Origin of the sequence: Pseudomonas sp. MYb13, assembly GCF_002980075.1 — a bacterium.
GTDB classification, from domain to species: domain Bacteria; phylum Pseudomonadota; class Gammaproteobacteria; order Pseudomonadales; family Pseudomonadaceae; genus Aquipseudomonas; species Aquipseudomonas lurida.
In genome coordinates this window covers 500,451-516,598 of record NZ_PCQI01000001.1, presented here as the reverse complement: position 1 = coordinate 516,598, position 16,148 = coordinate 500,451, and the positions used below count along the sequence as shown (strand labels likewise).

The 16,148-nt window shown below is 61.3% G+C and carries 20 protein-coding genes; 11 read left to right on the top strand and 9 right to left on the bottom strand.

The window, feature by feature from the left end; all coding sequences use genetic code 11:
- Positions 1–56 precede the first annotated feature (56 nt).
- On the top strand, positions 57–695 hold the full coding sequence (locus tag CQ002_RS02425; protein WP_034109945.1) for a C40 family peptidase: 639 nt from the start codon (positions 57–59) through the stop codon (positions 693–695).
- Between the two features lie 146 nt (positions 696–841).
- Here CQ002_RS02425 and CQ002_RS02420 read toward each other — a convergent pair whose 3' ends face one another.
- Complete coding sequence (locus CQ002_RS02420) at positions 842–1,876, bottom strand: type IV pilus twitching motility protein PilT (RefSeq protein ID WP_034109947.1); 1,035 nt, start codon at positions 1,874–1,876, stop codon at positions 842–844.
- 57 nt (positions 1,877–1,933) lie between these two features.
- Between CQ002_RS02420 and CQ002_RS02415 the strand changes: the two genes are divergently transcribed.
- The 9 genes from CQ002_RS02415 to CQ002_RS02375 all read left to right on the top strand — a co-directional run bounded on the left by CQ002_RS02415 (position 1,934) and on the right by CQ002_RS02375 (position 8,564).
- A complete protein-coding gene (locus tag CQ002_RS02415) occupies positions 1,934–2,620 on the top strand; it encodes a YggS family pyridoxal phosphate-dependent enzyme (protein ID WP_034109949.1) in 687 nt (228 codons plus the stop codon).
- A 33-nt stretch (positions 2,621–2,653) separates the two neighbouring features.
- Positions 2,654–3,472: a pyrroline-5-carboxylate reductase gene (proC, locus tag CQ002_RS02410; protein WP_034109950.1), complete on the top strand. Its 819-nt coding sequence runs from the start codon at positions 2,654–2,656 to the stop codon at positions 3,470–3,472.
- Positions 3,473–3,481: 9 nt separating this feature from the next.
- The gene (locus tag CQ002_RS02405) at positions 3,482–4,072 is read left to right on the top strand and encodes a YggT family protein (protein WP_034109951.1); all 591 of its coding nucleotides are present in this window, start codon (positions 3,482–3,484) and stop codon (positions 4,070–4,072) included.
- Positions 4,073–4,207: 135 nt separating this feature from the next.
- Complete coding sequence (locus CQ002_RS02400; protein WP_034109954.1) at positions 4,208–5,347, top strand: homoserine O-acetyltransferase; 1,140 nt, start codon at positions 4,208–4,210, stop codon at positions 5,345–5,347.
- A gap of 7 nt (positions 5,348–5,354) precedes the next feature.
- A complete protein-coding gene (gene metW, locus CQ002_RS02395) occupies positions 5,355–5,975 on the top strand; it encodes a methionine biosynthesis protein MetW (protein ID WP_034109956.1) in 621 nt (206 codons plus the stop codon).
- Positions 5,976–5,996: 21 nt separating this feature from the next.
- Entirely contained in the window at positions 5,997–6,431 is a 435-nt protein-coding gene (locus CQ002_RS02390) for a DUF4426 domain-containing protein (RefSeq protein WP_015886348.1), read from the top strand.
- Positions 6,428–7,024 (top strand): RdgB/HAM1 family non-canonical purine NTP pyrophosphatase, encoded by a 597-nt coding sequence (gene rdgB, locus CQ002_RS02385; RefSeq protein WP_034109959.1) that lies wholly within the window; start codon positions 6,428–6,430, stop codon positions 7,022–7,024. Before CQ002_RS02390 ends, rdgB begins: the two co-directional genes overlap by 4 nt.
- Complete coding sequence (gene hemW, locus CQ002_RS02380) at positions 7,021–8,223, top strand: radical SAM family heme chaperone HemW (protein WP_034109961.1); 1,203 nt, start codon at positions 7,021–7,023, stop codon at positions 8,221–8,223. Before rdgB ends, hemW begins: the two co-directional genes overlap by 4 nt.
- Positions 8,224–8,240: 17 nt before the next feature.
- Positions 8,241–8,564, top strand: coding sequence for a DUF3392 domain-containing protein (locus CQ002_RS02375; RefSeq protein WP_016972961.1), 324 nt, complete (start codon positions 8,241–8,243; stop codon positions 8,562–8,564).
- A gap of 138 nt (positions 8,565–8,702) precedes the next feature.
- On the opposite strand, the gene trmB is transcribed toward CQ002_RS02375, so the two are convergent.
- The 4 genes from trmB to CQ002_RS02355 all read right to left on the bottom strand — a co-directional run bounded on the left by trmB (position 8,703) and on the right by CQ002_RS02355 (position 10,954).
- The gene (trmB, locus tag CQ002_RS02370) at positions 8,703–9,428 is read right to left on the bottom strand and encodes a tRNA (guanosine(46)-N7)-methyltransferase TrmB (protein ID WP_034109962.1); all 726 of its coding nucleotides are present in this window, start codon (positions 9,426–9,428) and stop codon (positions 8,703–8,705) included.
- A 9-nt stretch (positions 9,429–9,437) separates the two neighbouring features.
- Entirely contained in the window at positions 9,438–10,232 is a 795-nt protein-coding gene (locus CQ002_RS02365; protein WP_034109963.1) for a thiazole synthase, read from the bottom strand.
- Between the two features lie 52 nt (positions 10,233–10,284).
- Complete coding sequence (thiS, locus tag CQ002_RS02360; protein WP_015886354.1) at positions 10,285–10,485, bottom strand: sulfur carrier protein ThiS; 201 nt, start codon at positions 10,483–10,485, stop codon at positions 10,285–10,287.
- A gap of 91 nt (positions 10,486–10,576) precedes the next feature.
- A complete protein-coding gene (locus CQ002_RS02355) occupies positions 10,577–10,954 on the bottom strand; it encodes a DUF423 domain-containing protein (RefSeq protein ID WP_105163008.1) in 378 nt (125 codons plus the stop codon).
- Positions 10,955–11,028: 74 nt separating this feature from the next.
- On the opposite strand from CQ002_RS02355, the gene mtgA reads away from it, so the two are divergent.
- On the top strand, positions 11,029–11,751 hold the full coding sequence (gene mtgA, locus CQ002_RS02350; RefSeq protein ID WP_105163009.1) for a monofunctional biosynthetic peptidoglycan transglycosylase: 723 nt from the start codon (positions 11,029–11,031) through the stop codon (positions 11,749–11,751).
- A 119-nt stretch (positions 11,752–11,870) separates the two neighbouring features.
- Here the strand turns inward: mtgA and rpoH are convergent, their stop codons facing one another.
- The 4 genes from rpoH to ftsY all read right to left on the bottom strand — a co-directional run bounded on the left by rpoH (position 11,871) and on the right by ftsY (position 15,936).
- Positions 11,871–12,725: an RNA polymerase sigma factor RpoH gene (gene rpoH, locus CQ002_RS02345; RefSeq protein WP_003176698.1), complete on the bottom strand. Its 855-nt coding sequence runs from the start codon at positions 12,723–12,725 to the stop codon at positions 11,871–11,873.
- A gap of 129 nt (positions 12,726–12,854) precedes the next feature.
- Positions 12,855–13,880, bottom strand: a complete 1,026-nt coding sequence (gene ftsX / locus CQ002_RS02340; protein WP_034109968.1) for a permease-like cell division protein FtsX — start codon at positions 13,878–13,880, stop codon at positions 12,855–12,857.
- Entirely contained in the window at positions 13,877–14,548 is a 672-nt protein-coding gene (ftsE, locus tag CQ002_RS02335; RefSeq protein WP_034109970.1) for a cell division ATP-binding protein FtsE, read from the bottom strand. The genes ftsX and ftsE overlap by 4 nt, the downstream gene beginning before the upstream one ends.
- Entirely contained in the window at positions 14,545–15,936 is a 1,392-nt protein-coding gene (ftsY, locus tag CQ002_RS02330) for a signal recognition particle-docking protein FtsY (RefSeq protein WP_105163010.1), read from the bottom strand. The genes ftsE and ftsY overlap by 4 nt, the downstream gene beginning before the upstream one ends.
- Positions 15,937–16,148: the final 212 nt, after the last annotated feature.

Genomic DNA, 16,148 nt, shown 5'->3' with positions numbered 1-16,148 from the left:
GAACGACACAAAAAGCTGTTATAAAGTTGCGCGCAAACCCATAAGAGCCACGCCTAATGCGACCATTTTTCAAGACATGGCTAACCATTTGCCTATTAATGCCACTGGCCGCCCACGCCACCAATCGTGAGCAACGACTTCCTAACGTTAACGGTTTCACCCCTAAAGTCCACAGCACGCCAAGCACGGCCAAATCGGTAAAGCTGACCGTCAACCGCCCGACTCAACTGAGCAAGGCCCACGGCAAAGCCAACCCGGCCCTGATGGCCGTCAACACCAAGCAGAGCAGCACCGTCCTCAGCCGCGCCGTCAACGTGCTGGGTACGCCTTATCGTTGGGGCGGCAGTAGCCCAAGTAAAGGGTTCGACTGCAGTGGCCTGGTGAAATATGCGTTCAACGACGTAGCCGCCGTGGATTTGCCGCGCACCTCCAACGCCATGGCCGCCGGCCATGGGCAGAAGGTTGATCGCAAGGACCTGAAACCAGGTGACCTGCTGTTCTTCAAACTGAAGAGCCGCCAGGTAAACCACGTTGCCATCTACCTGGGCAACGATCGGTTCATCCACGCGCCGCGTCGTGGCAAGTCGGTGAGCATCGACACGCTGAAAAAGCCGTTCTGGGACAAGAACTACGTGATTGCCAAGCGCGTTCTGCCGAAAGAGCAGAACAGCAACCTGCGGGTCGTACAGCGCTAGAACCCACAGGCACCAGCCTCCCTGTTTGAAATGCAATCAAATGAGGGAGCTGGCTCGCCTGCGATGACGCTGTGTCAGTGGCAGGCATGTAGCCCGGCAGTGCGCTATTGCAGGCAAGCCCGCTCCCACATTGATATCAGCGTTCGCTAGATATCCACAGGCACCCTCGCCTTCTCCCGCGCCGCTTCCAGGCTGATCACTCCTGCCCCGACCAGCGCCTTCAAGCTCATGTCCAGCGTCTTCATCCCCAGCGCCCCGCCCGTCTGGATCGCCGAAACCATCTGCGCCACCTTGTCCTCGCGAATCAGATTGCGAATGGCCGGTGTGCCCAACATGATTTCATGGGCCGCCACGCGCCCGCCGCCGACCTTCTTCACCAGAACCTGAGACACCACCGCCTGCAGCGTCTCGGACAGCATCGAGCGGACCATGGCCTTTTCTCCGGCCGGGAACACGTCCACCAGTCGGTCTACGGTCTTTGCCGCCGACGTGGTGTGCAGGGTGCCAAATACCAGGTGCCCGGTCTCGGCCGCCGTCAGCGCCAGGCGGATGGTTTCCAGGTCGCGCAACTCACCCACCAGGATCACGTCCGGGTCTTCCCGGAGCGCGGAACGCAGCGCTGTGGAAAAGTCATGCGTGTCGCGGTGCACCTGGCGCTGGTTGATCAGGGCGATTTTGGGCGTGTGGATAAATTCGATGGGGTCTTCGAGGGTCAGGATGTGCTGACGCCGATGCTGATTGAGAAAGTCGATCATCGCCGCCAGGGTGGTGGACTTGCCCGAGCCGGTAGGACCGGTCACCAAGACCAGGCCACGGGGTAGCTGGGCGATACGCTGGAACACTTCGCCAAGGCCAAGGCTTTCCAGGCTCCGGACTTCGCACGGGATGGTGCGAAACACCGCGCCCATGCCACGCGCCTGCTGGAATACATTTGCCCGGAACCGCGCAACGCCGGGCAACTCGAAGGCAAAATCCGTTTCAAGAGATGTTTCGAAATCCTTTTGTTGGTGCTGATTGAGCAAGGGGCTCAATAGGTCCGCCACTTGCAGCGCTGAAAGCACCGGCCAATCCAAAGGCCACACCTCGCCATCCACCCGCAGCATCGGCACCAGGCCCGCCGACAAATGCAGGTCGGAGGCGCCACGGCGCACGCTGGCCGTCAGTAATTCTGTGATATCCATAGGGCTTTCCATTTCCAGTAGAATGCCGCGGACTCCATATCCACGGGCGCATCTTGAATGTCGACGATAGCAGACAACATCGGCCAGGTTAGCCAGCGCATCCGCGCCGCAGCCGACGCCGTGCAACGTGACGCAAGCAGCATCCACCTGCTGGCCGTGAGCAAGACCAAGCCCGCACAGGCCGTGCGCGAAGCCTACGCCGCCGGAATGCGCGACTTTGGCGAGAACTATCTGCAGGAAGCCCTGGGCAAACAGGCCGAATTAACCGACCTGCCCTTGAGTTGGCACTTCATCGGCCCCATTCAATCGAACAAGACGCGCGCTATCGCCGAGAACTTCGCTTGGGTGCATTCCGTGGACCGCCTCAAAATTGCACAACGCCTGTCCGAACAACGCCCGGCCGACCTGCCACCGCTGAACATCTGCATCCAGGTCAACGTCAGTGGCGAAGCCAGCAAGTCCGGCTGTACGCCCGCCGACCTGCCGGCCCTGGCCAACGCCATCAGCGCCCTGCCGCGCCTGAAGTTGCGTGGCCTGATGGCAATCCCCGAGCCGACCGAAGATCGTGCCGCGCAAGACGCAGCGTTCGCCACCGTGCGCGAGCTGCAAGCCCGTTTGAACCTGCCGCTGGACACACTTTCCATGGGCATGAGCCACGACCTGGAGTCGGCCATCGCCCAAGGCGCTACCTGGGTGCGGATTGGTACCGCCCTGTTTGGCGCCCGCGACTACGGCCAGCCATGAAATGGCTGACTTCCATCTGAGTAAGGACCTGTCATGAGCAACACGCGTATTGCCTTTATCGGCGCCGGTAACATGGCGGCCAGCCTGATCGGAGGCCTGCGGGCCAAGGGCCTGGACGCCGCGCAGATCCGCGCCAGCGACCCCGGCGCCGACACCCGTGCGCGCGTCAGCGCCGAGCACGGCATTGAAACCTTTGCCGACAACGCCGAGGCCATCCGTGGCGTCGATGTGATTGTGCTGGCAGTGAAGCCACAGGCCATGAAGGCTGTGTGCGAAAACCTGCGTGCGAGCCTGCAGCCGCAGCAGTTGGTGGTGTCCATCGCCGCCGGCATCACCTGCGCCAGCATGAACAACTGGCTCGGCGCCCAGCCGATCGTGCGCTGCATGCCCAACACCCCAGCCCTGGTCAGCCAAGGCGTGAGCGGGTTGTACGCCACCGCCGAAGTGACCGCCGAACAACGCGGCCAGGCGCAGGAGTTGCTGTCAGCCGTGGGCATTGCCCTGTGGCTGGAACAGGAGCAGCAACTGGACGCGGTCACCGCGGTGTCCGGTAGCGGCCCGGCCTATTTCTTCCTGCTGATCGAAGCCATGACCGCCGCCGGGGTGAAGCTGGGGCTGTCCAAGGACGTTGCCGAGCAACTGGCCGAGCAGACCGCCCTGGGCGCCGCGCATATGGCGGTCGCCAGCGATGTGGACGCCGCTGAGTTGCGCCGCCGCGTGACCTCTCCCGGCGGCACCACACAGGCGGCCATCGAGTCGTTCCAGGCCGGGGGCTTTGAAGCCCTGGTAGAAAAAGCATTGGGTGCCGCTGCGCACCGCTCGGCGGAACTCGCCGAACAACTGGGCAAATAAGGAGCCAACATGATTGGTCTGAACACCGCAGCCGTCTACGTGCTGCAAACCCTCGGCAGCCTGTACCTGCTGATCGTACTGATGCGCTTCGTGCTGCAACTGGTGCGCGCCAACTTCTACAACCCGCTCTGCCAGTTCATCGTCAAGGCCACCCAGCCGCTGCTCAAGCCTTTGCGCCGGATCATCCCGAGCCTGTTCGGCCTGGACATGTCGTCGCTGGTGCTGGCGATCCTGGTGCAGTTGGCCTTGATGGCCCTGACCCTGCTGCTGACCTACGGCACTACCGGCAATTTCGTACAGTTGCTGATCTGGTCGATCATCGGCGTCACCGCGCTGTTCCTGAAGATCTTCTTCTTCGCCCTGATCATCAGCGTGATCCTGTCGTGGGTCGCTCCAGGTAGCCACAACCCGGGTGCCGAGTTGGTGAACCAGATCTGCGAACCAGCCCTGGCACCGTTCCGCCGCCTGCTGCCGAACCTGGGCGGCCTGGATATCTCGCCGATCCTGGCGTTCATGGTGCTCAAGTTGCTGGACATGCTGGTGATCAACAACCTGGCCGCCATGACCGGGATGCCAGAAATCCTGCGTTTGCTGATCTGACGCCCCTTGTAGGAGCCGGCCTGCCGGCTCCTGCATTTCGTATCGGTGTGTTGAATTCAATCCGCGCAGGCCTTTGCTTGCCGCTGGGGTTCCCGCTCTTTAGACTTACGCCTCATTTGAACGAGAGCAGGGTCGATGCCAGCTGCCTTTCCCCCCGATTCTGTTGGACTGGTCGTGCCCCAAGTGGCGCACTTCAGCGAACCGCTGGCCCTGGCCTGCGGCCGTTCGCTGCCTGCCTACGACCTGATCTACGAAACCTATGGCCAACTGAATGCCACGGCGACCAACGCCGTGCTGATCTGCCACGCCTTGTCCGGCCATCATCACGCGGCCGGTTTCCACTCGGTCGACGAGCGCAAGCCCGGCTGGTGGGACAGCTGCATCGGCCCCGGCAAGCCCATCGACACCAACCGGTTCTTTGTGGTCAGCCTGAACAACCTCGGTGGTTGCAACGGCTCCACCGGCCCCAGCAGCCTCAACCCTGAGACAGGCAAGCCTTTCGGCGCCGACTTCCCGGTGCTCACCGTGGAAGACTGGGTGCACAGCCAGGCGCGCCTGGCCGACTTGTTGGGCATCAGCCAATGGGCCGCCGTCATCGGCGGCAGCCTGGGTGGCATGCAGGCGCTGCAGTGGACCATCACTTACCCGGATCGGGTACGCCATTGCCTGGCCATTGCCTCGGCCCCCAAGTTATCGGCGCAGAACATCGCTTTCAACGAAGTGGCGCGCCAGGCGATCCTGACCGACCCGGAGTTCCATGGCGGTTCGTTCCAGGAAGCCGGTGTGATCCCCAAGCGCGGCCTGATGCTGGCGCGCATGGTCGGGCACATCACCTACCTGTCCGATGACTCCATGGGCGAGAAATTTGGCCGTGGCCTCAAGAGCGAGAAGCTCAACTACGATTTCCACAGCGTCGAATTCCAGGTAGAAAGCTACCTGCGTTACCAGGGCGAAGAGTTCTCGGGGCGTTTCGACGCCAACACCTATTTGCTGATGACCAAGGCCCTGGACTATTTCGACCCGGCGGCCAACTTTGACGACGACCTGGCAAAAACCTTCGAAGGCGCCACGGCCAAGTTCTGCGTGATGTCGTTCACCACCGACTGGCGCTTTTCGCCGGCGCGCTCCCGCGAGCTGGTGGACGCCCTGATGGCCGCGCGCAAAGACGTCTGCTACCTGGAGATCGATGCTCCGCAAGGCCACGACGCCTTCCTGATCCCGATCCCGCGCTACCTGCAAGCGTTCAGCAACTACATGAACCGAATTACTGTGTGAGAACGCCATGAGAGCCGACCTGGAAATCATCCAAGACTGGATCCCCGCCGGCAGCCGCGTGCTCGACCTTGGCTGCGGCGATGGCGAACTGCTGAGCTGGCTGCGCGACAACAAGCAAGTCACCGGCTATGGCCTGGAAAACGACCCGGACAACATCGCCCAGTGCGTGGCCAAGGGCATCAACGTGATCGAGCAGGACCTGGACAAGGGCCTGGGCAACTTTGCCAGCAACAGCTTTGACATCGTGGTGATGACCCAGGCCCTGCAGGCGGTGCATTACCCAGACCGCATCCTCGACGAAATGCTGCGCGTAGGCCGCCAGTGCATCATCACCTTCCCCAACTTCGGCCACTGGCGCTGCCGCTGGTACCTGGCCACCAAGGGCCGCATGCCGGTGTCGGACTTCCTGCCGTACACGTGGTACAACACGCCGAACATCCACTTCTGCACCTTCGAAGACTTCGAAGCCCTGTGCAGTGAGCGTGAAGCCAAGGTGATCAACCGCCTTGCCGTCGATCAACAGCATCGCCACGGCTGGGCGAGTAAGCTATGGCCCAATCTGTTGGGCGAAATCGGAATTTACCGGGTCAGCAGCCCTGGCCTGACAGACCACAAGATTGCCGTCTAATCATTTTCAAGAGGGACGATCATGAGTCGTTTGGCTGTTTTTCTATTGACCGCATGCCTGGGCGCCAGCGCCATGGCTGCGGACGCTATCGACGCTAATCGCAAGAAAGACTTCGGCGATATCACTGTTCACTACAACACGTTCACCTCCAGCTTCCTGCAACCGGAAACCGCCCAGAAGGTCGGCGTGGTACGCAGCAAGGAGAAGGGCTTGATCAACGTGACCGTGATCAAGGGCGTGACGCCCGTGGCCGCGCAAGTGACGGGCACCATCAAGGATTTGGGCGGCAAGAGCGAGATTCTCACCTTCAAGCAAATCAATGAAAAAGGTGGCATCAATTATCTCGCGCCCTACGCCGTGACCCAGCGCGAATACAAGACGTTTACCATCAACGTTGAAACCGGGGGCAAAGCCCATAGTTTCCAATTCAACCAGGAACTGTTTCCGGCCGAATGATGAACCTTACCCAACTCGTACTGGCCAGCCATAACGCCGGCAAACTCAAAGAACTGCAGGCCATGCTCGGCGACGCCGTGCAACTGCGCTCGATTGGCGAGTTCAGCCAGGTGGAGCCGGAAGAGACCGGGCTGTCGTTCGTCGAGAACGCTATCCTCAAGGCGCGTAATGCCGCACGCCTCTCCGGCCTGCCGGCGCTGGCGGATGACTCGGGCCTGGCGGTCGACTTCCTCGGTGGTGCACCGGGCATTTATTCGGCACGCTACGCCGACGGCAAGGGCGACGCCGCCAACAACGCCAAGCTGCTGGATGCGCTCAAGGACGTGCCGGACGCTGAACGCGGTGCGCAGTTCGTCTGCGTGCTGGCACTGGTTCGGCATGCCGACGACCCGCTGCCGATCCTGTGCGAAGGCTTGTGGCACGGGCGCATCCTGCATGCGGCCAGCGGTGAGCATGGGTTTGGCTATGACCCGCTGTTCTGGGTACCGGAGCGTAACGTTTCCAGCGCCGAACTGAGCCCGGCCGACAAGAACCAGATCAGCCACCGCGCCCGCGCAATGGATTTGCTGCGCCAACGCCTGAGCCTGAAATGACCCAGAACACCTCTGCGCAGCCACTGATCCACGGTGGCGCGCAAACACCTCGGGCGGCCTTGCCTGTGCTGCCGCCCCTGGCGCTGTATATCCATATCCCTTGGTGCGTGCGCAAATGCCCCTATTGCGACTTCAACTCCCACACCGCCAGTAAAGTACTGCCGGAAGAAGAGTACGTGGACGCGCTACTGGCCGACCTCGATCAGGACCTGCACGCGGTCTACGGCCGCGAGCTGAGTTCGATCTTCTTTGGCGGCGGCACGCCGAGCCTGTTCAGCGCCGCTGCGCTGGGCCGCCTGCTCAAGGGCGTGGAAGCACGCATCCCGTTTGCCCGCGATATCGAGATCACCCTGGAAGCCAACCCCGGGACGTTCGAGCAAGAAAAATTCGTCGCGTATCGCAAGCTGGGAATCAATCGCCTGTCCATCGGCATCCAGAGCTTCCAGCAGGAAAAGCTCGAGGCCCTGGGCCGCATCCACAACGGCGACGAAGCCGTGCGCGCCGCCGGCATGGCGCGCCAGGCCGGGTTTGATAACTTCAACCTGGACCTGATGCACGGTTTGCCCGATCAGTCACTGGATGACGCCTTGGGTGACCTGCGCCAGGCCATCGCGCTGAAGCCAACGCACCTGTCGTGGTACCAACTGACCCTGGAACCCAACACCGTGTTCTGGAACCAGCCGCCCGCGCTGCCGGAAGACGACACGCTCTGGGACATCCAGGAAGCCGGCCAGGCGCTGCTTGCCGAACACGGCTATGCACAATATGAAGTGTCGGCCTATGCCCAACCGGGTCGCCCTGCGCGACATAACCTCAATTACTGGAGCTTCGGTGACTTCATTGGCATCGGCGCAGGCGCCCACGGCAAGCTCAGCCATCCTGATGGGCGCATCGTGCGCACCTGGAAGACCCGCGCACCGAAGGACTACCTCAACCCGGCTAAAAGCTTTCAGGCCGGCGCGAAGGAACTGACCAACGAAGAACTGCCATTCGAGTTCCTGATGAACGCCCTGCGCCTCACCGAAGGCGTCGACGCCAGGCTCTACGCCGAGCGTACCGGCCTCGACCTGGCAAGCCTCGATGAAGGCCGACGCGAGGCAGAACAAAGTGGCTTAATGCAGGTCGAACCGTCACGCCTGGCGGCGACCGACCGCGGGCAACTCTTTCTCAATGACCTGTTGCAGAAGTTTTTGAGCTGACGCTCTAAGGAAATCGAATGGATTTGGTACTCGACCTGCTCGCCACCGTATCCCGCTGGAGCCGTAGCAACCTGTCGGAAATCTCCCTGGCTCTCGTCGGCTGCCTGCTGGTGCTGTTTGGTGCCGATATCAAAGGTTGGGTGGAAGCGCGCTTGGGCAGCATCGCGGGTGCGTTGCGCGTACCGTTGATGGCATTGGTGTGCATGATCGGCAGCGGCGCGGCGTTGATCTATGCCACGCCGTGGATTGTGCGGGGGTTGAGCCAATTCAATAACTACAGCCTGGCACCGGTGTTGGTGGTGGTGCTGGTATTGATTGGCGTCGTTGCCGACCGTCGCTGACCCCAGGCACACCACAAAACAAACGTGGGAGCTGGCTTGCCTGCGATAGCATCACCTCGGTACCACTGATGCACCGAGGTATCCGCATCGCAGGCAAGCCAGCTCCCACACTGGATCGTATTTCAAGTCAGTGGCGAATTAAGCCAGCTTCTCGAACTTCAGATCCCACACCCCATGCCCCAACCGCTCGCCGCGACGCTCAAACTTGGTGATCGGGCGCTCAGCCGGGCGTGGCACGCACTTGCCGTCTTCCGCCAGGTTGCGATAGCCAGGGGCGACGTTCATCACTTCCAGCATGTATTCCGCGTACGGTTCCCAGTCGGTGGCCATGTGCAGGATGCCGCCGACCTTGAGCTTGCTGCGCACCAGCTCCGCGAAGGAGGCCTGGACGATGCGACGCTTGTGGTGACGGGCTTTGTGCCATGGGTCGGGGAAGAACAGCATCAGGCGGTCGAGGCTGTTGTCGGCGATGCAGCGGTTAAGCACTTCGATGGCGTCGCAGTCGTAGACCCGCAGGTTGGTCAACCCTTGGGTCAACACGCCATTGAGCAGAGCGCCAACACCAGGGCGGTGGACTTCCACGCCGATGAAGTCCTGGTCCGGCGCGGCAGCGGCCATCTCCAGCAGGGAGTGGCCCATGCCAAAACCGATTTCCAGAGATCGCGGGGCCGAACGGCCGAACACCTGGTCGTAATCCACCGGCGCATCGGCCAATGGCAGCACGAACAGCGGCGTACCTTGCTCCAGGCCCTTTTGCTGGCCTTCGGTCATGCGACCGGCGCGCATCACAAAACTCTTGATGCGGCGGTGCTTGGACTCGTCGCCTGCGTCCACGGTGTTCGGCGTTTCGTTTGATTCAGTCATCAATGGCTCTTACTTGATCAGACCATCCAGCGGCGAGGAGGCGCTGGCGTAGAGTTTTTTCGGCATGCGACCGGCGAGGTAGGCCAGGCGGCCCGCGACGATGGCGTGGTTCATGGCTTCGGCCATCAGGATCGGTTGCTGGGCATGGGCGATGGCCGAATTCATCAGCACCGCGTCGCAGCCCAGTTCCATGGCGATGGTCGCGTCGGAGGCAGTGCCCACGCCGGCATCCACCAGCACCGGGATCTTCGCTTCTTCGAGGATGATCTGCAGGTTGTACGGATTGCAGATACCCAGGCCGGACCCGATCAGACCCGCCAGCGGCATCACGGCGATGCAGCCGATTTCCGCCAGTTGGCGCGCGATGATCGGGTCATCGCTGGTGTAGACCATCACGTCGAAACCTTCTTTGACCAGCGTTTCAGCGGCCTTGAGGGTTTCAATCACGTTGGGGAACAGGGTTTTCTGATCAGCCAGCACTTCCAGCTTCACCAGGTTGTGGCCGTCGAGCAGCTCACGAGCCAGGCGGCAGGTGCGTACGGCTTCGATGGCGTCGTAGCAACCGGCAGTGTTCGGCAGGAAGGTGTAGCGATCCGGCGACAGCACTTCGAGCAGGTTCGGCTCGCCTTCGATCTGGCCGAGGTTGGTGCGGCGTACGGCGAAGGTGACGATCTCTGCGCCCGAGGCTTCGATGGCCAGGCGGGTTTCTTCCATGTCGCGGTACTTGCCGGTGCCGACCAGCAGACGGGACTGGTAGGTACGACCGGCCAGGACGAAGGGCTTGTCGTTACGAACGATGCTCATGGGAAATCCTCGAAATGGGGTGAGGTTCTGCAGAATTCAGGAAGCTGCGCGATCAGCCGCCACCAATGGCGTGGACCACTTCGACCTGGTCACCTTCGGTGAGCGCAGTCTCGGCGTGCAGGCTACGCGGGACGATATCCAGGTTGAGTTCCACTGCGACGCGACGCCCGGTAAGGTCCAGGCGGGTCAGCAGGGCCGCAACGGTTTCACCGTCGGGCAGTTCAAAGGATTCGCCGTTCAACTGAATGCGCATGCCACGGGCCGCCATCGTTTTTAGGGGCCAGCATTCTAGCGTGATCGGCGGTGATGACCCAAGTCCTCCGGTCCGCTTCAAACAGAAAGCTTCAGGCCGCTTGAAGGCGCCACGCCGCCAAGCCAAGGAAGAACCAACCCAACAGGAACGCCAGGCCACCGAACGGCGTGATGATCCCGAGCTTGCTGATCCCGGTCATGGTCAACACGTACAGGCTACCGGAGAACAGCAGGATACCGACGACAAACGAAATACCCGCCCAACCGACCAGCCGGCCAGGGATATGTGCCGCCAGCAGCGCCACGCCGAACAGCGCCAGGGTGTGCACCAGTTGGTAGGTCACGCCGGTGTGGAAGATCGCCAGGTACTCGGTGCTCAGGCGGTTTTTCAGCCCGTGAGCGGCGAAGGCGCCAAGGGCAACGCCGGTGAAGCCGAAAAAGGCAGCCAACATCAGAAAGCCACGCAGCATGATGAACTCCAGTCAGACTCAAAGGGCCGGGTCTGTATAATGGCCCGCTCAACGGGTTCGGCCAAGCCATCTCTATGCTGCGTCTCATCTTCAAACGCTTTCTCAACGTCGTGAAATGGTTTGCCATCGGCAGTGTGCTGCTGGTGCTGCTGTTTCGTGTCGTCCCGCCCCCCTTCACCGCGCTGATGGTTGAGCGCAAGGTCGAATCCTGGTTCGACGGCGAACCCATTGACCTGCAGCGCAGCTGGGTGCCGTGGGACGAGATCTCCGATGACCTCAAGGTGGCGGTGATGGCCGGTGAAGACCAGCGGTTCCCGCAGCATTGGGGTTTTGACTTCGGTGCGATCCAGGCCGCCATCCTGCACAACGAACGCGGTGGCTCGATTCGCGGCGCCAGCACGTTGAGCCAGCAGGTGTCGAAGAACCTGTTCCTGTGGGCGGGCCGCAGTTATTTGCGCAAGGGCCTAGAAGCCTGGTTTACCGGCCTGATCGAGGTATTGTGGCCCAAGCAACGGATCCTTGAGGTCTACCTCAACAGCGTTGAATGGGATGAAGGGGTGTTTGGCGCGGAAGCGGCTGCACGGCATCACTTTGGGGTCAGTGCCAAGGGCCTTTCACGGCAGCAGGCCAGCTATCTGGCGGCGGTATTGCCGAACCCGCGGGTGTGGAGTGCCAGCCATCCGACGGCGTATGTGGCACGGCGGGCGGCGTGGATTCGCCAACAGATGAGTCAGTTGGGTGGTGATGGCTACCTGATGGAGCTGAACAATTCCCGCAAGGCTCCCTGGTCCGACTGATACAGCACAAAACAAAAGTGGGAGGGGGCTTGCTCCCGATAGCGGTGGATCAGTCACTGTGATGTCGACTGATACTCTGCTATCGGAGGCAAGCCCCCTCCCACATTTTCAGGCGGTGTTTAGGCCGCGATCGACAGTTTCAGCTTGTTCATCGCGCTTTTCTCGAGCTGACGAATCCGCTCGGCCGACACGTTGTACTTCTGCGCCAGGTCATGCAGCGTGGCTTTTTCTTCCGCCAGCCAGCGCTGGTAGAGGATGTCACGGCTACGGTCGTCCAGCACTTCCAGCGCTTCGTGCAGGTTGTGGTTGGAGTTGTCGCTCCAGTCAGCGTCTTCCAGTTGACGCGCCGGGTCGTACCGGTGGTCTTCCAGGTAGTTGGCCGGCGATTGGAAGGCGCTGTCGTCGTCCGCTTCGGCGGCCGGGTCGAAGGCCATGTCATGGCCGGTCAGGCGGCTTTCCATCTCGCGCACTTCACGGGGTTCCACGCCAAGGCTTTCGGCCACGCGGTGGACTTCCTCGTTGTTCAGCCACGCCAGGCGTTTTTTCTGGCTGCGCAGGTTGAAGAACAGTTTGCGCTGGGCCTTGGTGGTCGCGACTTTCACAATGCGCCAGTTGCGCAGGATGAACTCGTGGATTTCCGCCTTGATCCAGTGCACGGCAAACGACACCAGGCGCACACCCATCTCAGGGTTGAAGCGCTTGACAGCCTTCATCAGGCCGACGTTGCCTTCCTGGATCAGGTCAGCCTGGGCCAGGCCGTAGCCGCTATAGCTACGGGCGATATGTACAACAAAACGCAGGTGGGCGAGCACCATCTGCCGAGCCGCCCCCAAATCCTGCTCATAGTAGAGACTCTCGGCCAGTTCACGCTCCTGCTCGGGCGTCAGCAATGGGATGCTGTTTACCGTGTGCACATAGGCTTCCAGGTTCGCACCCGGGACCAAGGCATAAGCAGGTTGCAAAGAAGTGGTCATACGAAAAAACCTCCGACTCACATAACTCGTGCAGTGAAGCACTGCGAAAATTGACCGGGAACCGTAGGACAAGTTCCCTAAACCACCAATACGGTCAATACAAACGAAACCACATTAATCTGACATTAACTACTTCGGTGCCAGCTCACGTAAATGCCGTGCGACCGCAATCCAGGCACCGATATACCCCAACAATACCGCGCCAAGCAAGAGACTCAGACCATCGGCTACCGGCACACCGGCCAGCGCGAAATCACTGCCGTAGAGTCCGGCAAGCCCGACAACCGCGTCGTTCAGCCAGTCCAGGCCAAATGCCAGCACGCCCCAGGACAAAATCCCGGCACCAAAGCCATAAAGCGCGCCCATGTACAGAAAAGGACGACGCACATAGCTGTCCGTGCCGCCGACCAGTTTAATCACTTCTATCTCGGTGCGGCGGTTTTCAATATGAAGACGAATGGTATTACCTATCACCAAAAGTAATGCAGACACCAACAGCACTGTCAGGCCGAACACAAAACGGTCGCCCAGCTTGAGGATGGCCGCCAAGCGCTCTACCCAGACTAGATCAAGCTGCGCCTGCTGTACCTTGGGCATCTCTGCGAGTTTTTGCCGCAGGGCTTCCAAGGCGGCCTTGTCGACTTCATTCGGCGTTACCAGCACGACGCCCGGCAACGGGTTCTGCGGCAGCTCCTTGAGCGCCTCGCCCAGGCCGGACTGTTGCTGGAACTCTTCCAGCGCCTGGTCACGGCTGATGTACTCGGCCTGCGCCACGCCCGGCAGGTTCTTGATGTCATCGCGCAGGGTTTCGCCGTCTTTGGCACTGGCATCGATGTTCAGGTACAGCGAGATCTGCGCTGCGCGCTGCCAGGAACCGCCCAGTCGCTCCACATTGTTAAGCAGCAGCGACAGGCCCATCGGCAGGCTCAGGGCCACTGCCATCACCAGGCACGTGAAGAAGCTGCCAATCGGCTGCTTGCCCAGGCGCCGCAGGCTGTCGAGCAGGCTCGCACGATGGCTTTCGATCCAGGCGCGCAGCAAGGTGCTGAAGTCCGGGCCGTCATCATCGTGATCGTGCTTTTTCTTTTGGGGTTGCGGGTCGGCCGGTTTCGGCGCCACGCGCTCGGAAACTTTAGGGCTGCGTGTAGCACTCATGCGCCGGCCTCCCCGTCACCGATCAGGCGGCCGCGTTGCAGGGTCAGCATGCGATGGCGCATGCGGGCGATCAGTGCCAGGTCGTGACTGGCGATCAGCACGCTGGTGCCCAGGCGGTTGATGTCTTCGAACACCCCCATGATCTCGGCCGCCAGGCGCGGGTCGAGGTTACCGGTCGGTTCATCCGCCAGCAGCAGTGCCGGGCGGTGGACGATGGCGCGGGCAATGCCGACGCGCTGTTGCTGGCCGGTGGAGAGGTCGCCGGGGTAGAGATCGGTCTTGTCCGACAACGCCACGCGCTCCAGGGCCGAATCCACGCGCTTGACGATCTCGGCCTTGGACAGCCCGAGGATCTGCAACGGCAGTGCCACGTTATTGAACACGGTGCGATCGAACAGCAGTTGGTGATTCTGGAACACCACGCCGATCTGGCGGCGCAGGAACGGGATTTGCGCGTTGCTGATGGTTGCCAGGTCCTGGCCCGCCAGCAGCAGTTTGCCGGTAGTCGGGCGCTCCATGGCCAGCAGCAGGCGCAGCAACGTACTTTTGCCGGCACCGGAATGCCCGGTTACAAACAAGAATTCGCCGCGACGCACTCGAAAGCTCAGCTCATGCAAGCCGACATGCCCGTTGGCATAGCGTTTACCGACCTGTTCGAATCGAATCATGAACGCTCCCGCTCGGCAAACAGTGCCTGTACAAAGGGTTCGGCCTCAAAGGTGCGCAGGTCGTCGATGCCTTCACCGACGCCGATATAACGAATCGGCAACCCGAACTGTTTGGCCAGGGCGAAGATCACGCCGCCCTTGGCCGTGCCGTCGAGCTTAGTCAATGCCAGGCCGGTCAGTTGTACCGTCTGGTTGAATTGTTTGGCCTGGCTGATGGCGTTCTGGCCGGTCCCGGCGTCTAGCACCAAGAGAACCTCGTGCGGCGCGTCTGCGTCCAGCTTGCCGATCACGCGGCGGACCTTTTTCAGCTCTTCCATCAAATTGTCTTTGGTGTGCAGGCGACCGGCGGTATCGGCGATCAGCACGTCGATGTTCCGGGCCTTGGCGGCTTGCACGGCATCGAAGATCACCGAGGCGGAATCGGCACCGGTGTGCTGGGCGATAACCGGGATCTTGTTGCGCTCGCCCCAGACCTGCAGCTGTTCAACCGCAGCGGCACGGAATGTATCACCCGCCGCCAGCATGACTTTCTTGCCCTCGGACTGCAGCTTTTTGGCCAGCTTGCCAATGGTGGTGGTCTTGCCGGCGCCGTTGACGCCCACCACCAGGATCACAAAGGGTTTTTTCGGGGTGATCACCAGAGGCGCTTCCACCGGCTTGAGCATGGCAGCCAGCTCAGCTTGCAGGGACTTGTACAGTGCATCGGCGTCGGTCAGCTGCTTGCGCGCGACCTTCTGGGTGAGGCTCTGGATGATCACGGCGGTGGCTTCGACGCCTACGTCGGCGGTGAGCAAACGGGTTTCGATGTCTTCCAGCAGTTCGTCATCGATGACCTTTTTGCCCAGGAACAGGCTGGCCATGCCTTCGCCGATACTGGCGCTGGTCTTGCTGAGGCCTTGTTTGAGACGGGCGAAGAAGCCGGTCTTGCCGGTTTCAACAGGGGCAGCAGGTTCTTCGATGATGGCGGGAGCAGCCATCACTGGCTCGACCGCCACGGGTGCTGGTGCTGGTGCTTCAGCGACAACCGGCTGCGGCTCAATGACCACCGGAATCGGCGGAACCACATGCTCGGCCTGCACATCTTCAACCAGTGCCACGGGCTCTTCAGCTACCGGCAGTTCCGGCCACGGCTTGTGCGCGGGTTCCGGCTCAGGTTCAGGCTCTACCTCGGCGAGCGGCTGCAGAACCGGCTCAGCCATCGGCAACACCACCGGCGCAGGCGTTTCGGCGACCGGTTCGGCTTCTACTATAGGTTCAGGGACCGGTTCAGTTTGAACCTGTGGCTGTTCGTCGACGGTTTCCTGCGGCTTTTTGCGCAGCCATCCGAACAGGCCTTTTTTCTCGCCAGCCGCAGCTGGGGTCTTCTTGTCGTCGTTGGAACCAAACATGGAGACGGCTATCTCAAGGTAGCGACGCGCCACGGGGCGCGTCGGTAAATAAAATTCGATGCGTAACAGACTGTTTTTTAGCCAGCTCGTTCATGCGCAACATTTTGTAAGGCCAAAATGGGGCCTTAACAGGACAGCCGCAGTGGCCGTCCCTAAGTCGGATCAGTATCCTAGCACCTCCTCGCCCGCCGACGCTAAGACCAAGCGGGCAG

Coding starts and splice junctions, on each gene's coding strand:
- rdgB (WP_034109959.1), top strand. CDS start 6,428: ATGATGAACCTTACCCAACTCGTACTGGCCAGCCATAACGCCGGCAAA.
- metW (WP_034109956.1), top strand. CDS start 5,355: ATGAGAGCCGACCTGGAAATCATCCAAGACTGGATCCCCGCCGGCAGC.
- CQ002_RS02420 (WP_034109947.1), bottom strand. CDS start 1,876: ATGGATATCACAGAATTACTGACGGCCAGCGTGCGCCGTGGCGCCTCC.
- CQ002_RS02355 (WP_105163008.1), bottom strand. CDS start 10,954: ATGCTGCGTGGCTTTCTGATGTTGGCTGCCTTTTTCGGCTTCACCGGC.
- rpoH (WP_003176698.1), bottom strand. CDS start 12,725: ATGACCACTTCTTTGCAACCTGCTTATGCCTTGGTCCCGGGTGCGAAC.
- CQ002_RS02415 (WP_034109949.1), top strand. CDS start 1,934: ATGTCGACGATAGCAGACAACATCGGCCAGGTTAGCCAGCGCATCCGC.
- CQ002_RS02390 (WP_015886348.1), top strand. CDS start 5,997: ATGAGTCGTTTGGCTGTTTTTCTATTGACCGCATGCCTGGGCGCCAGC.
- CQ002_RS02375 (WP_016972961.1), top strand. CDS start 8,241: ATGGATTTGGTACTCGACCTGCTCGCCACCGTATCCCGCTGGAGCCGT.
- ftsY (WP_105163010.1), bottom strand. CDS start 15,936: ATGTTTGGTTCCAACGACGACAAGAAGACCCCAGCTGCGGCTGGCGAG.
- CQ002_RS02405 (WP_034109951.1), top strand. CDS start 3,482: ATGATTGGTCTGAACACCGCAGCCGTCTACGTGCTGCAAACCCTCGGC.
- CQ002_RS02365 (WP_034109963.1), bottom strand. CDS start 10,232: ATGAGCATCGTTCGTAACGACAAGCCCTTCGTCCTGGCCGGTCGTACC.
- ftsE (WP_034109970.1), bottom strand. CDS start 14,548: ATGATTCGATTCGAACAGGTCGGTAAACGCTATGCCAACGGGCATGTC.
- proC (WP_034109950.1), top strand. CDS start 2,654: ATGAGCAACACGCGTATTGCCTTTATCGGCGCCGGTAACATGGCGGCC.
- mtgA (WP_105163009.1), top strand. CDS start 11,029: ATGCTGCGTCTCATCTTCAAACGCTTTCTCAACGTCGTGAAATGGTTT.
- trmB (WP_034109962.1), bottom strand. CDS start 9,428: ATGACTGAATCAAACGAAACGCCGAACACCGTGGACGCAGGCGACGAG.
- CQ002_RS02425 (WP_034109945.1), top strand. CDS start 57: ATGCGACCATTTTTCAAGACATGGCTAACCATTTGCCTATTAATGCCA.
- hemW (WP_034109961.1), top strand. CDS start 7,021: ATGACCCAGAACACCTCTGCGCAGCCACTGATCCACGGTGGCGCGCAA.
- thiS (WP_015886354.1), bottom strand. CDS start 10,485: ATGCGCATTCAGTTGAACGGCGAATCCTTTGAACTGCCCGACGGTGAA.
- ftsX (WP_034109968.1), bottom strand. CDS start 13,880: ATGAGTGCTACACGCAGCCCTAAAGTTTCCGAGCGCGTGGCGCCGAAA.
- CQ002_RS02400 (WP_034109954.1), top strand. CDS start 4,208: ATGCCAGCTGCCTTTCCCCCCGATTCTGTTGGACTGGTCGTGCCCCAA.